The sequence below is a fragment of the Pseudomonas sp. TMW22091 genome, from assembly GCF_022496705.1.
Taxonomy (GTDB): Bacteria; Pseudomonadota; Gammaproteobacteria; order Pseudomonadales; family Pseudomonadaceae; genus Aquipseudomonas; species Aquipseudomonas saxonica.
Genome location: NZ_SCFI01000006.1, coordinates 134809 through 149050 on the forward strand (window position 1 = coordinate 134809; position 14242 = coordinate 149050).

Genomic DNA, 14242 nt, shown 5'->3' on the forward strand with positions numbered 1-14242 from the left:
ATGTTCCTTAACGGTTATCCAGGCTTGCAGCACGTGCATAAGGCAGAGGACTTTCGGTGTCCTTCATCGCGGCCTGCTGAGCGTGCTGACGCAGATAACCCGGCAGACGCTGATCTTGCCAACCCGGCTGACCTTGCAGCACACCATTGGCCATCGGGCCCGTGCCCTGATCGGCGCTCTCACTGTAGTTGGCCAGTACTGCCGGGCCTTTAACAGTCGGCGTAATCACGCTTTGCGGGCTGCCTTGCTGAGCAAGTTGAGCACCGACGATGTCGTCCTGGTTGTACAGGCGTACACCCGCCAACACGGCCACTGTGACCGAAGCAGCGACGGCCAGACGGCCGATGCTGCGCCACGGACCACGTACAACCTTGGCAGGGGTTTGCTCTTCAGCCAAAGCGGCCGAAACGGCTGATGCGATGTCCAGACGCGGAATTAGCAGGTCCTTGTGCATCACAGCACGGGCCACTTGGTAACGAGACCAGGTATCACGTGTTTGTGTATCGTCAAAGGCATTCAATACCCGACGTAGTTCCAGTTCGTCCGCTTCGTTATCCATCACCGCGGACAGCGATTCCTGCAGGGCTTCACGACTCATTGCGGTTCCTCTCTTGGCTGTCGCCGCTGTCTCAGTTTTCCTGCAACAACGGTTGCAGGGCTTTATCAATGGCTTCCCGAGCGCGGAAAATCCGGGAGCGCACGGTACCCACCGGGCATTGCATGACGCTCGCAATGTCCTCGTAACTCAGACCATCAAACTCACGTAAAGTTAACGCGGTTCTCAAATCTTCTGGCAGTTGCTGAATGGTGCGGTGGACCGTGCCCTCAATCTCGTCACGAAGCAAAGCGCGCTCCGGCGACTCCAGATCCTTGAGACCGTGATCCCCATCATAAAATTCAGCGTCTTCAGAACTCACATCACTATCGGGTGGACGACGACCGCGTGACACCAGGTAGTTTTTCGCCGTGTTGATGGCGATGCGATAGAGCCATGTGTAAAAGGCACTGTCACCGCGAAAATTACCAAGTGCCCGGTAAGCTTTGATGAAAGCTTCCTGGGCGACATCCTGGGCTTCATGGGTGTCGTGCACGAAACGCACGATCAACCCGAGAATTTTGTGTTGATACTTCAACACGAGCAGATCAAAAGCTCGCTTGTCGCCGCGCTGTACGCGTTCGACCAGTTGCTGATCCTCTTCCTGGGTTAGCATGAATACTCCTCATAAGACCGAGAGGAAGATTGCTTTGCTAATTGATCAGGCTTGCAAACATAGACTCGGGCTTTACACAAAAGTTCTCTCCCCCTTGGCAAGTTTCCTGCGCACTCGAATTTGGCACGCACGAAAAACGCAGCTCGGGCCTGCCCGGCTGCGTCGATAATCTTGTCGCCAGCGTGTGCATCCGGGTCAAAACACAAACCTAGCTGCACTGCGGCGCTGTTTTCCTCCATGAAGGACAACCCTCTATGGAACCCTTGGCGATCAGAAAAGTTCAAAAGTCTCGTACGAAACCCCATCATTCGAGACTTGAGGACAAGGTCACCCCTTGATTCACCCTGTGAACCCATGCCGATTATTTGTGCAAATCGACATGCAGGCACTTAAAGTCTGAGGCACACTTGCCCCCCGCTGTACTTTCCAAATGCCACCAAGGCCCGGCTATTGTGCCGATCCCCCCCTCTATATACTAGTGGGCGCTTTTTTTGCGGATGTCAGAAGAATGAGCCAACATTTTCAACATGATGTGCTGGTGATTGGCAGCGGCGCTGCCGGTTTGAGCCTTGCCCTGACATTGCCGGAACACCTGCGCATTGCGGTGCTGAGCAAAGGCGATCTGGCCAATGGCTCGACATTTTGGGCGCAAGGCGGCGTAGCTGCCGTGCTGGACGATACCGACACCGTACAGTCGCATGTCGAAGACACGCTTAACGCCGGAGGCGGACTGTGCCATGAAGATGCGGTTCGCTTCACCGTCGAGCACAGCCGCGAGGCGATTCAGTGGCTGATCGATCAAGGTGTGCCGTTTACCCGTGACGAACCTGCCGACCCCGATCATCCGGGTTTTGAGTTCCATCTCACCCGCGAAGGTGGCCACAGTCATCGGCGAATTATCCACGCCGCCGATGCAACCGGCGCAGCGATTTTCAAAACCCTGCTCGATCAGGCGCGCCTGCGACCCAATATTGAGTTGCTCGAACAGCGCGTGGCCGTTGACCTGATTACCGAACCGCGACTGGGTATTGAAGGTGATCGTTGCCTGGGCGCTTACGTGTTAAACCGCACGAGCGGCGAAGTCGACACCTTTGGTTCACGCTTCACCGTACTGGCAACAGGCGGCGCCGCCAAGGTGTACCTGTACACCAGCAATCCCGATGGGGCCTGCGGTGATGGCATCGCTATGGCATGGCGTTCGGGTTGTCGCGTGGCCAACCTGGAGTTCAATCAGTTCCATCCCACGTGCCTGTACCACCCTCAAGCAAAAAGCTTTTTGATCACTGAAGCCCTGCGTGGCGAAGGTGCTCACCTCAAATTGCCCAACGGCGAGCGTTTTATGCACCGCTTCGATCCGCGAGGGGAATTGGCCCCACGCGATATTGTTGCCCGCGCCATTGACCACGAAATGAAGCGTCTGGGCATTGACTGCGTGTATCTGGATATCAGCCATCAACCCAGCACGTTTATCAAAACCCACTTTCCGACTGTGTATGAGCGCTGTCTGGAATTCTCTATCGATATCACCCAAGAGGCGATTCCGGTGGTGCCTGCGGCGCACTACACCTGTGGCGGTGTGATGGTCGACGGCCATGGCCGCACCGATGTGCCGGGGTTGTATGCCATTGGTGAAACCAGTTTTACCGGCTTGCACGGTGCCAATCGAATGGCCAGCAACTCACTGCTTGAATGCTTCGTTTACGCACGGTCTGCCTCCCAAGACATCCTTTCCCAATTGCAACGCATCACCATCCCGTCAGCGTTGCCAAGCTGGGATGCCAGCCAGGTCACGGACTCGGACGAAGACGTGATCATTGCCCACAACTGGGATGAGTTACGCCGTTTCATGTGGGACTACGTGGGTATCGTGCGAACGAATAAGCGCCTGCAACGTGCGCAGCATCGTGTGCGCCTGTTACTGGACGAGATTGACGAGTTCTACAGCAACTATAAGGTCAGCCGCGACCTGATCGAACTGCGTAACCTGGCACAGGTTGCAGAGTTGATGATCCGCAGCGCAATGGCGAGAAAGGAATCACGGGGCCTTCACTACACCCTCGACTACCCGCACATGCTGCCCGAAGCGCTCGATACTATTCTGGTGCCAACCACCTACGCCGGCTGAATTTGAGTCGTACGCGCAAACGCCGGTGCTGATCCGGCGCCAGCGCGTTGTGGGGAATGCACACGGCCCGAATACGCCGCTCGCCGCTCAATCTGAAGCGCACAATCACCACAAAAGGCAACGCAAGGCTGTCGCGACGCAGCTGCATGGCTTGCCAACCCTTGCCACGACTCCACAATTGCCAACCCTGTGCATCGCGACGCATTGCACTGAACGCCCTCGAGTGGGTCAGCGTGATATGCCTGGGCACAGTCCAGAGCCCATGCAACAGGCACAACACTGCGCCAAGGAGGCGCGCCTAGACGGGAATAGCAAGAAGACCAATTGCGATCAACGCCAGTAACTGGGCTGCAAGATACGCCGCCAGCAACTGCCCGGAGGCCTGCCAGCGGCATTCGAAGTAATTACTTGGGCTGGACACGGTCCAAAATCATGCGAACCATGCGCTGCAACTCTGGGTCCTCGGACTCCGAGCGCTCCATAAACCAGCCGAACATGTCCTGGTCTTCACACTCAAGCAGCTTGCGATAGCATTCGCGGTCAACATCATTAAGGGTGGCATACACTTCCTTGACGAAAGGCACCAGCAGAACGTCAAGTTCAAGCATGCCGCGGCGGCTGTGCCAGTAGAGACGATTGAGTTCAACATCTTCGACCATGGAGCGTTCCTCAACAAATAGAGCGCAAGTATACAGGCCGATCCACTCTAGAACAGTCGGCTTTGGTCGCTGCTCGTTGATCCTTGCGAACTACCCATTTGCAGATCGCCCCTCTATGATGTGCCTCAGACTTTATTACCTGCGATGACCCATGGCCGACTCTGCTTTTTTCTGCACCCTGTCTCACGAAGGCGTTCTCGCTGTTATCGGCACCGACGCCAGCAAGTTCTTGCAGGGCCAATTGACCTGTAACCTCAATTACTTGAGTGAAACCCACTCCAGTCTGGGTGCCCGCTGCACGCAAAAAGGCCGGATGCAGTCCAGCTTTCGCATCGTCCTTGAGCCTGAAGGTTGCTTGCTGGCGATGGCGCGCGAACTGGTTGAACCTCAGTTGGCAGACCTGAAAAAATACGCCGTATTCTCCAAATCAAAACTGACCGACGACAGTGCCCGCTGGGCGCGTTTCGGCCTCTACAAAGGTGACGCGGCGCTTAACAGTCTGGGTATACATTTGCCTGCAGAGACTGACAGTGTGGCCAGGGCAGATGGTCTGATTGCCATTCGCGTATCCCATGAACGGGTTGAATTATGGGCCCCTGCAGAGCAGTCCGAAGACCTTTCGCAGCGTCTCAAAACGCAACTGAGTGAAGCCGATCTCAATCAATGGCTGCTCGGACAAATTCGCGACGGTATTGGTCAGGTCATGGGTGAAACCCGAGAGCTGTTCATTCCACAAATGCTCAACCTTCAAGCAGTGGGCGGGGTCAGCTTCAAAAAAGGCTGTTACACCGGTCAGGAAATAGTCGCGCGCATGCAATATCTGGGCAAGCTCAAGCGCCGCTTGTACCGCCTGTCGCTCGGCGCCACCGAACTGCCACTCCCTGGAACCCCCCTGTTTGCCCCCGGTCACAGCAGTGCCGTAGGCGAAGTGGTCATTGCCGCGTACGCAGAAGAAGGCATCGAGTTGCTCGCCGTCCTGACCGCTGATGCAGTTGAAGCAGGCGAAATTCATGTGGCTGAGGCACAAGGTCCCAAGCTGACGGTGCTTGACTTGCCCTACACACTAGACCGCGATCGCGAGATCCAGCGCTAATTGCCACACATTGAATCGCGGTACGGTAGAGAATAGAAATGAGCATGTTGGCGCACAAAGTCCAAATGGACTTGATTAAGGCCATCGATAAAGATGACCTGGTTTTGCCGACGCTACCGGAAGTGGCGTTAAATATTCGCAAGGCTGCAGAAAATCCTGAAATCAGCGTCAGTCATCTGAGCAAAGTCATCGGTCGTGATACCGCATTGAGTGCGCGGCTGATTAAAGTCGTCAACAGCCCCTTGTTGAGAGCCCTGTATGAGGTGACTGACCTGCACACTGCCATCACCCGCCTGGGCGTCAACTACAGTAGCAATTTGGCCATCGGGCTGGTCATGGAGCAAATCTTCCATGCCCGCTCGGAAGTGGTCGAACGAAAAATGCGGGATGTCTGGCGCAAAAGCCTGGAAGTCGCAGGTATTTGCTACACCCTGTGTCGGCGCTACACCTCGCTCAAACCCGACCAGGCCGCACTCGGTGGGCTGGTTCATCAAATCGGCGTGCTACCGATTCTGACCTATGCCGAAGACCACAACGAATTGCTATCAGACCCGGTTTCACTCAATCACGTCATTGAATGCATCCACCCGCTGATCGGGGACAAATTGCTCGCCGGCTGGGAGTTTCCGGAAATGCTGGTAAAGCTACCCGGCCAATACCTCGACTTCAGTCGAAACTCAGCACACCTTGACTATATCGATCTGGTGCAAATTGCGACGGTCATCTGTTCTCAACATGGCGAGACGGTACTTAGACAAGAACTGAACGCCCTGCCTGCGTTTTTAAAATTGGGAATCGAGGCCGACAGCCCAAAATTGCTGAGCGAATTAAACACCGCACGCGGGATGTTTATTTAAGGCTGGCCGTAGGGTTTACCTTTCTTCATCAGCTTCACCGCCCCGCCCACCGCTCAACGGGGCAAAACTGACACGTACTTTCAACCCGCCTTGTGCGCCGTCATGCAGGGTGATGCGCGCCCGATGCGCGCGACAAATTTCACCCACAATCGCCAACCCCAAGCCCGACCCGGCGACTTGCTGGTTACGTCGATAAAAACGCTCGAACACACGTTCGCGGTCTTCAAAGGGAATCCCTACCCCGTCATCCTCGACCTCCAGCACCGCTTGCGGTGTAACCCGCAAGATCACATTGCCGCCTATGGGCGTATGCGCCATCGCGTTGTCGAGCAAATTATTCAATAACTCACTGAGCAATGTCGGCTCGCCGCGTAACCAGACCGGTTGATCGGCCTCAAGTGCCAACGCAACTCCTCGCGCATGCGCCAAAGGAGCCATAGCCATGCCCAGCTCTCTAGCCAGTTGACTGAGGTCGAGCCTTTGCGCGCCCCCTTCAGCTATCGCTCGCGCACCATTCTCGATTCGAGCCAGTGACAGTAATTGATTGGCCAAGTGGGTCAATCGATCTGTCCCTTGCACAGCCTGTTCAAGCGTACTGCGCCAGGTCGCAGGATCATTGGCGCGCAAACCCAATTCAAGGCGGGCTTTGATGACAGCTAAAGGCGTGCGCAGCTCGTGTGCCGCGTCAGCAATAAATTGCGACTGACGTTCAAACTGCCCACGTAAACGCTCGGTAAAGTGGTTGAGCGCTTGTACCAAAGGCCGCAACTCACGTTGCACCGCCACTCGCGGCAACGGCCTGAGGTCATCCGGCTCACGCTCTTCGACGGCACGCCGCAAGCGTTCCAGCGGTCGTAAGGCAGCGCTGACGGCCAACCATACAACCAGTAGTGCGCCCAGCCCCAGCATGCCCAGACGCAGTAACGTATCAGCCATCAAGCTGCGCGCCATGGACACACGCGCCTCATCGGTTTCGGCCACTCGAATTTCAGCCATGCCGTTCATGTTCGGCTCACTTACCGCTTTGAGCAGACTCACCACGCGCACATTCTGACCTTGATACTGGCCATTATAAAAACTCGCCAAGGCCGGATAGTCATCGGTGCGGGGCGTGCCGGGGGGTGGCGCAGGAAGGTTTTCATAGCCGGAAATAAGGCGCTGATGAATATCATTGACCTGATAGTAGATACGGCCTGCACTGTCGTAGGCAAAGGTGTCGAGGGCTACATAAGGAACATCGGCGCTCAAGCTGCCATCGCGCTGCGAAAGGCCAGCAGCAATAGTGCGAGCAGACGCCAGCAAGGTTCGGTCATACGCGGTATCAGCGGCCTCACGGCCGTTGTAATACGCACTTAAACCACTGGCCAGCATCAACACCACCAGCATTAATGTCAGGTTCCACAGCAAGCGCCAGCGCAAGCTGTCGAGCTTATGCATCGCGACCTTCAAGTAAGTAGCCCAAGCCCCGGAACGTCACAATCGCCACGCAATGACCATCCAGTTTTTTTCGCAGACGGTGTATGTAAATCTCGATGGCGTCGGAACTCGCCTCTTCATCCAGGCCAAAGACCTGCGCGGCTAATTGCTCTTTGCTCATCACTCTGCCGGGCCTTGCGATCAAGGCCTCCAGCACGGCCTGTTCACGCGAGGTGAGATTGAGCATTTCACCCCCCAGGCTAAAACGTCGCGTACCCAGGTCGTAGATCAGCGCACCACACTCCTGTAGGCGCTCGCCACCTAACACACTGCGCCGCAACAAGGCTTTGACTCGTGCTTCCAGCTCGGTCAACTCAAACGGCTTGGCCAAATAATCATCGGCGCCCAGATTCAACCCGTGAACCCGGTCACGTACGTCACTGCGCGCTGTCAGCATTAATACAGGGAGGTTCTTGCCGCGCGCCCGCATACGTGCAAGCACCTCAAAACCGTCCATACGTGGCAGTCCGACATCAAGGATAACCACCGCATATTCTTCACTGCTCAACGCCAGGTCGGCAGCCACCCCATCGTGCAGCACATCCACGGTCAAACCCTGTGTTTTAAGGGCTTGAGCCACACTCTCGGCCAACTGCAACTGGTCTTCGACCAACAGAACACGCATGGGATTTGCCTCATTATTTTTGTGCACGGAGTGTACAGACGCTGAGGCGCTTGTGAAGGGCAAAAAACAGTGCACTACCCTGAAAGGTTAGTGAAAGGTTGGGGGAATAGGATCAAGAAACCAACAGTCACAATTTCACACCCTGTCACTGTTGCGACCAGAAAAACGCCTCGAAGCGTTTTCGACGAATAAGAATAATAACGGAGCACCTCATATGTTAAAGCCCGTATTGCGCGCCCATACCTTTGCCCCTATCGCTCTATCGCTGATATCGCCCTGACCTTGCTCTCTTGAATGAGCGATCCCTGACGCCAGCGTTTTGGCCGACCAGTACCCTCTTTGCCCACCTAAAAATAACAACTCCTGTGGAGACAACATGAATCTTTCACTGCGCTCTGTAGCTCTTGCTGCCAGCTGCATGCTGCTCGCTGGCCAATTAATGGCTGAACCTAAACGCCCGGAATGCATCGCCCCGGCCTCACCAGGCGGTGGTTTTGACTTGACCTGCAAATTGGCGCAAAGCGCCCTGGTCAATGAAAAATTGTTGAGCAAACCGATGCGTGTGACGTACATGCCCGGAGGCGTTGGCGCGGTGGCCTATAACGCCGTCGTTGCGCAACGCCCAGGCGATGCGGGCACGCTCGTGGCGTGGTCCAGCGGTTCTCTGCTGAACCTTGCACAAGGCAAGTTCGGTCGCTTCGATGAAAACGCCGTACGTTGGCTTGCAGCCATCGGCACAAGCTACGGAGCCATCGCAGTTAAAAGCGACTCCCCCTACAAAAACCTCGACGATCTGGTTCAAGCCCTTAAAAAAGACCCGGGCAAAGTAGTGATAGGTTCCGGCGGCACCGTGGGCAGTCAAGACTGGATGCAAACGGCATTGATCGCCAAAGCAGCCGGTATCAACCCTCGCGACTTGCGCTATGTAGCACTTGAAGGTGGCGGCGAAATTGCCACTGCGTTGCTAGGGGGCCACATTCAGGTAGGCAGCACTGACATCTCCGACTCCATGCCCCATATCCAGAGCGGTGACATGCGCATCTTGGCGGTGTTCTCGCAGGACCGTCTGGATGAGCCGGACATGAAAGACATTCCAACAGCCAAAGAACAAGGCTACGACATCGTATGGCCGGTGGTCCGCGGCTTCTATCTCGGCCCAAAAGTCAGCGATGAAGACTACGCGTGGTGGAAAGCCTCTTTCGACACCCTGTTGGCCTCCGAAGACTTCGCCAAACTGCGCGATCAGCGCGAACTGTTTCCCTTTGCCATGACCGGCCCCGAGCTGGATACCTACATAAAGAAACAGGTCGCAGATTACAAAACGCTGGCCAAAGAATTTGGCCTGATTCAGTAACCTTCGCTGATCGCAGGCTGCGCCCTTTTTTCAATGCGGCGCAGCCCTGGAGTGCACCATGCTCTTACAACGCATTTTTGCTGCGGCGCTGCTGCTCGTCTGCGCGGGACTGGCAGCGATGGCATGGCCCTATCAGGCCGCCTTTTCTTACGAACCTGTCGGGCCTCGGGCCTTCCCCTTACTGATGCTTGCCCTGATGGGAGTGGGTTTGATCTACATGATCTTGCGACCATCTCCTGTGGTGCATAGCGAAGAAGACCCAAAACTCGATCGCCAAACCCTGACCAAGATTGCTCTGTGCGTCTTACTGCTGCTGGTGTTTGCCGGCACCTTCGAACCCCTGGGTTTTATCCTCAGCAGCCTATTGATCGGCATCCCGATGGCACGCCTGTATGGCGGCCGCTGGTTATCCAGCATCGTGATAATCAGCTTGGTCAGTATTGGCCTCTATCTGCTGTTTGATAAAGCAATGGAAGTTCACCTGCCGCTGGGTGTGCTCGACATTCTGGAGAACTGATATGGATACGTTCAGCTATTTAGGTCAAGGCTTCGGGGTCGCGCTCAGTCCTTACAACCTGATTACCGCTCTATGCGGCACGTTAATTGGCACCGTTGTCGGCTTACTGCCCGGACTTGGGCCAATCAACGGCGTCGCGCTGTTGATTCCAATCGCATTTGCCCTGGGCTTACCCCCCGAGTCCGCCCTTATTTTGCTGGCTGCCGTGTATCTGGGGTGCGAATACGGCGGGCGTATCAGTTCAATCTTGCTGAACATACCCGGCGAAGCATCGACTGTGATGACCACCCTCGACGGTTATCCGATGGCCCGCAAAGGGTTGGCAGGTGTGGCGCTTTCACTTTCAGCCTGGAGCTCATTCATTGGCGCCTTTATTGCTACCTGCGGCATGGTGCTCTTTGCTCCCCTGCTGGCCAAATGGGCGATAGCCTTCGGCCCGGCAGAATATTTCGTACTCATGGTATTTGCCATTGTGTGCTTAGGCGGCATGGCAGGAGATCGTCCACTCAAAACCTTTATCGCCGCCTTGATCGGCTTGTTCTTGTCGGCAGTGGGAATAGATGCGAACAGCGGCGTCTACCGTTTTACAGGGGACAATATCCATTTAACTGATGGCATCCAGTTTGTCGTGCTGGTACTGGGGTTGTTTTCGATCAGTGAAATTCTGTTGCTGCTGGAAAAAACCCATCGCGGTCAGGAAGCCGTAAAAGCGTCAGGCCGCATGCTGTTCAACTTCAAGGAAGCGTCTTCAGTCTTTGTCGTGAATATCCGTTGCGGTTTGCTCGGGTTCATCATGGGTGTACTGCCGGGCGCAGGAGCAACCCTGGCAAGTGCCGTGGCTTACATGACTGAAAAACGTCTGGCCGGGGCATCAGGCACTTTTGGTCAAGGCGACATGCGCGGCCTGGCCGCCCCCGAAACCGCCATTGGCGCTTCGGCCTGCGGTGCGTTGGTGCCCATGCTGACGCTAGGTGTCCCAGGGTCAGGTACTACGGCGGTGATGATTGGCGCCCTGTCGCTGTACAACATCACTCCCGGCCCGCTGTTATTTCAACAGCAACCCGACATCGTATGGGGCCTGATCGCGTCATTGTTCGTTGCCAATATTATGCTGGTGATCCTCAACATCCCGATGATTCGCATATTCACCCGTATCCTGTCCGTCCCCAATTGGGCGCTGGTTCCGGTGATTGCGATCATCACGGCCATTGGCGTCTATGCCGTACACGCCACCACCTTCGATCTGTTCCTGATGATCGGTATTGGCATCTTTGGATACATCCTGCGCAAACTCGACTTCCCTCTTTCGCCCGTACTGTTGGGCTTTATTCTGGGTGGTTTGATGGAACAGAACCTGCGCCGGGCATTGTCCATATCCAACGGTGCGCTGGAAATCCTGTGGGCCAGCCCTATCACCATGGGCGTCTGGGCGCTGACCATCATCATGCTGTTGATGCCTTTGATCCGTATCTGGCGTAAACGCAGCAAGCAACGTCGTGCGTTGACCCATGCCTGAATACGGGCTCAAGCGCTGGTGGGGGACGCCCCTGACAGGACTGGCGGGCGGCTATCTCGCCAGTCTGATCGGCTGGCCATTGCCCTGGATGGTTGGCTCCTTGCTTGCCATCATCCTCGTACGTTGCCTGACGCCCTGGCAATTGGAGGAGATTCCAGGCGGGCGTAAATGCGGACAATGGATTGTCGGCATTGCTATTGGCCTGCACTTCACTCCGGTGGTCATGGAGCAAGTGCTGGCGCATTTTGGGCTGATCTTTATCGGCGCGCTGCTTACAAGCGCGTCGAGCCTTATAAGTGTGTGGCTGATGCGCCGAAGTGGTGAAGACCGTGCAACTGCATTCTTCTCCAGCATGCCCGGTGGCTCAGGTGAAATGGTCAATCTCGGTGCGCGCAATGGCGCCGTATTAAGCCGTGTCGCCGCAGGGCAGAGCTTGCGAGTGCTGACGGTTGTGCTCTGCATTCCAGCGGCTTTCAAGTACTTGCTCGGTGACGGAGTCCCTGCTCTGCAAAGCGCACCGGTCAATGTCTACTGGCTAGCCCTGTTGTTTCCAGCGGGCGCGCTCATGGCCTGGATATGGCAGCGCTTGCACCAACCCAATCCTTGGTTATTCGGCCCGCTTTTGGTCAGCGCCAGTGTCAGCATTGCGTTGGATTTACATATCGGCCTGCCCGAGGGCAGCAGCCAAATGGCCCAGTGGCTGATAGGCAGTGGACTGGGCTGCCACTTCAACAGGGCTTTTTTCCGTCGGGCACCTTCGTTCATAGGCCGTACTTTATTGGGCACCGCGATGACTATGCTGATAGCGGGTCTGTGCGCAGTCGGTTTAAGCAGCCTGACCCAACTGGATTTGCGCTCCATGACACTCGGCATGATGCCGGGTGGCATTGCTGAAATGAGCCTGACTGCAGAAATGCTGCAACTTTCAGTTCCTTTGGTCACAGCCTTGCAGGTCATGCGCTTGCTCTTCGTGTTGTTTCTGGCAGAGCCCTTATTTAAATACTGGGTGCGAGCCGACTCCCGATAACCCCGCCACTTACCTGTAGGAAAATTCTCAAAATGTGAATGCCGTTCCTACAACCTTGCTTCGTTGTTGACGCGCCATAAGAGCGATTATTTTTAAAGCTCCAGAGCTTTCATGCTCTACACAACGGCTGAAGCAAAGGATACATATGAAATACTTCTCACACCCAAAAGAGTCTGGCAGCACGCCTATAGCCCACTCCTCTCAACCATTAATGCCAAGGCTCACTCAAAAAGAACAAGAAATACTTGGCTGGTGCGCCCTGGGTAAAACCAGTGCTGAAATGGCAATCATATTGAATAGATCTGAAACAACGATCAACTTCCACATTGCCAACTTGCGGGTCAAATTTGGCGTTACGTCACGCCATGCTGCCGTACTAAAGGCCATTAAATACGGCATGCCTCTACTGCCCTGACCGGGACTTGCAAACGTAGCCAACGGACATTGCCATGACCCTACATACAGCTGTCACGCCCTCCTCTCACTACCTCGATGATGATACGTTCTGGCCAGCCATTGATGTGGCAGAGTTACGGCGAGTACTTACATTAAGCTCAACTATTAGTGAGGCGCGGCTTAAAGTAGCAATGATGGGTGCCACTTCAAAAATTCATCGACTGCTGGCCACCTGGCGTTTCAAATTACGCCAACAGGGCTACCGGCATTTAAATGACGTACCTGCACCCACCGTCAATAATTGCTCAATACTCGTCACCCATTATTTCAATGCCATTGAAACAGCCACGGCCAGCGAACTCTACCAGTTGGTAAGAGTGGCAGAGTGCGGACGACCTTGCCCGCCTGACCCGTTTAGAGAAAAAAGCCTTTCAACGGGTGAGGCGCGACATTATGACGATTGAAATAGTCGACCTCACTCATCACTGGTTACTTGATGCAACACTGAGCATTTTCGTCACCATTATCGATAACGAAGTGATATTTGGAGCCTGCCTGGGAGCCTGGGTGGCGGCAGGTACCCGTCGAGGCATGAAGGCTTGGCAGCAACTCGGGTCATTTCTTCTGAGCGCCTGTGTCGGTTATTTATTTACACCTGTTGTGCTGCCACACCTGACGGGTTTTTCGGCAGGTGCTACCGCTTTTTTTTGCGCGTTGGTCGTTATACCCATCAGCATAAAAATAATGAAATGGGTGATCGTAACCGACATATCAGATATCTTGCGTCGCTTCAAGGGCCCCAAATAAGTTACGCGTGACTTATTAAAATCTCTAAGCGCGCAGACAACTCCTCAACGCGATTGGTTAACTCCTGAAGGTGACGCTTATCCTCAACAAGCTTATAAATATTGCGCTGATCCGAAGCCTCTAGAACGCGAAACATCACCAACATCTTTTGTTCATGAGCCGCGAGGGTATGGGTGGCACTGAGAGGGTCAGAATGTAATGACAAGAACATATCGCCTCGTCCGGCCAATAACCAATCAAGAGATACACCACGCTCCCGGGCTAAGTCTATGCATATGGAGTAGGGAATGCTGTCTCGCCCTTTCCAGCTACTAAGTGTCTGGGGGCTTACGCCAAGGGCTTCAGAAAGACCAACATCGGTCTTCACCTGAATTATTTTTTTCAATCTTTCGAGTATTTCAATAGATTTTTTGTTACTCACTTTGAATTATTCCAATTTGACTTTACTGAGTTTTTCGGCAGAATTTACGCTTAATGAATAGTTTTAAGACCGTCGATATGCAACTTGATACGTCAACGATAAAAAAGCCGAAAAGAAAATACAAACCTGGGAAACATCCAATAATCTCAAAATACGCG

General features: G+C 54.7%; 16 protein-coding genes and 1 pseudogene. 10 read left to right on the top strand and 7 right to left on the bottom strand.

Annotated features, from left to right (window positions below; translation table 11 throughout):
* Positions 1-7 precede the first annotated feature (7 nt).
* Together EQV93_RS13450 and rpoE are read right to left on the bottom strand one after the other, a co-directional pair.
* Entirely contained in the window at positions 8-598 is a 591-nt protein-coding gene (locus EQV93_RS13450) for a sigma-E factor negative regulatory protein (protein WP_122781904.1), read from the bottom strand.
* A gap of 31 nt (positions 599-629) precedes the next feature.
* On the bottom strand, positions 630-1211 hold the full coding sequence (gene rpoE / locus EQV93_RS13455) for an RNA polymerase sigma factor RpoE (RefSeq protein ID WP_003172477.1): 582 nt from the start codon (positions 1209-1211) through the stop codon (positions 630-632).
* Between the two features lie 508 nt (positions 1212-1719).
* Here rpoE and nadB point away from each other — a divergent pair.
* Complete coding sequence (gene nadB / locus EQV93_RS13460; RefSeq protein ID WP_122781903.1) at positions 1720-3336, top strand: L-aspartate oxidase; 1617 nt, start codon at positions 1720-1722, stop codon at positions 3334-3336.
* On the opposite strand, the pseudogene EQV93_RS13465 reads toward nadB, so the two are convergent.
* Positions 3305-3757 (bottom strand): annotated as a pseudogene (locus EQV93_RS13465) (protein YgfX). The gene nadB and the pseudogene EQV93_RS13465 overlap by 32 nt on opposite strands.
* Complete coding sequence (locus EQV93_RS13470) at positions 3741-3995, bottom strand: FAD assembly factor SdhE (RefSeq protein WP_048363403.1); 255 nt, start codon at positions 3993-3995, stop codon at positions 3741-3743. Before EQV93_RS13470 ends, EQV93_RS13465 begins: the two are co-directional and overlap by 17 nt.
* Positions 3996-4146: 151 nt before the next feature.
* Between EQV93_RS13470 and ygfZ the strand changes: the two genes are divergently transcribed.
* The gene (gene ygfZ / locus EQV93_RS13475) at positions 4147-5088 is read left to right on the top strand and encodes a CAF17-like 4Fe-4S cluster assembly/insertion protein YgfZ (protein WP_240891732.1); all 942 of its coding nucleotides are present in this window, start codon (positions 4147-4149) and stop codon (positions 5086-5088) included.
* 38 nt (positions 5089-5126) lie between these two features.
* On the top strand, positions 5127-5945 hold the full coding sequence (locus EQV93_RS13480) for an HDOD domain-containing protein (protein WP_146385241.1): 819 nt from the start codon (positions 5127-5129) through the stop codon (positions 5943-5945).
* 15 nt (positions 5946-5960) lie between these two features.
* Here the strand turns inward: EQV93_RS13480 and EQV93_RS13485 are convergent, their stop codons facing one another.
* Both EQV93_RS13485 and EQV93_RS13490 read right to left on the bottom strand, forming a co-directional pair.
* Positions 5961-7382: a sensor histidine kinase gene (locus EQV93_RS13485; RefSeq protein WP_122781899.1), complete on the bottom strand. Its 1422-nt coding sequence runs from the start codon at positions 7380-7382 to the stop codon at positions 5961-5963.
* The gene (locus EQV93_RS13490) at positions 7375-8046 is read right to left on the bottom strand and encodes a response regulator (RefSeq protein WP_122781898.1); all 672 of its coding nucleotides are present in this window, start codon (positions 8044-8046) and stop codon (positions 7375-7377) included. The genes EQV93_RS13485 and EQV93_RS13490 overlap by 8 nt, the downstream gene beginning before the upstream one ends.
* A gap of 376 nt (positions 8047-8422) precedes the next feature.
* Here EQV93_RS13490 and EQV93_RS13495 point away from each other — a divergent pair, with 376 nt between their 5' ends.
* The 7 genes from EQV93_RS13495 (at position 8423) to EQV93_RS13525 (ending at position 13663) form a co-directional block, all read left to right on the top strand.
* Positions 8423-9400: a Bug family tripartite tricarboxylate transporter substrate binding protein gene (locus tag EQV93_RS13495; protein WP_122781897.1), complete on the top strand. Its 978-nt coding sequence runs from the start codon at positions 8423-8425 to the stop codon at positions 9398-9400.
* Positions 9401-9458: 58 nt separating this feature from the next.
* On the top strand, positions 9459-9917 hold the full coding sequence (locus EQV93_RS13500; RefSeq protein ID WP_122781896.1) for a tripartite tricarboxylate transporter TctB family protein: 459 nt from the start codon (positions 9459-9461) through the stop codon (positions 9915-9917).
* A 1-nt stretch (position 9918) separates the two neighbouring features.
* Positions 9919-11433 (top strand): tripartite tricarboxylate transporter permease, encoded by a 1515-nt coding sequence (locus tag EQV93_RS13505; RefSeq protein ID WP_122781895.1) that lies wholly within the window; start codon positions 9919-9921, stop codon positions 11431-11433.
* Positions 11426-12460 carry an AbrB family transcriptional regulator gene (locus EQV93_RS13510; protein WP_146425218.1) on the top strand — a complete coding sequence of 345 codons (1035 nt, stop codon included), beginning with the start codon at positions 11426-11428 and terminating at the stop codon, positions 12458-12460. The genes EQV93_RS13505 and EQV93_RS13510 overlap by 8 nt, the downstream gene beginning before the upstream one ends.
* 145 nt (positions 12461-12605) lie before the next feature.
* A complete protein-coding gene (locus tag EQV93_RS13515; protein ID WP_233609091.1) occupies positions 12606-12875 on the top strand; it encodes a response regulator transcription factor in 270 nt (89 codons plus the stop codon).
* Positions 12876-12909: 34 nt separating this feature from the next.
* Positions 12910-13320: a head completion/stabilization protein gene (locus EQV93_RS13520; protein ID WP_146385247.1), complete on the top strand. Its 411-nt coding sequence runs from the start codon at positions 12910-12912 to the stop codon at positions 13318-13320.
* Complete coding sequence (locus EQV93_RS13525; RefSeq protein WP_122781892.1) at positions 13310-13663, top strand: putative holin; 354 nt, start codon at positions 13310-13312, stop codon at positions 13661-13663. The genes EQV93_RS13520 and EQV93_RS13525 overlap by 11 nt, the downstream gene beginning before the upstream one ends.
* 1 nt (position 13664) lies before the next feature.
* Here the strand turns inward: EQV93_RS13525 and EQV93_RS13530 are convergent, their stop codons facing one another.
* Entirely contained in the window at positions 13665-14084 is a 420-nt protein-coding gene (locus EQV93_RS13530; RefSeq protein WP_122781891.1) for a helix-turn-helix domain-containing protein, read from the bottom strand.
* Positions 14085-14242: the final 158 nt, after the last annotated feature.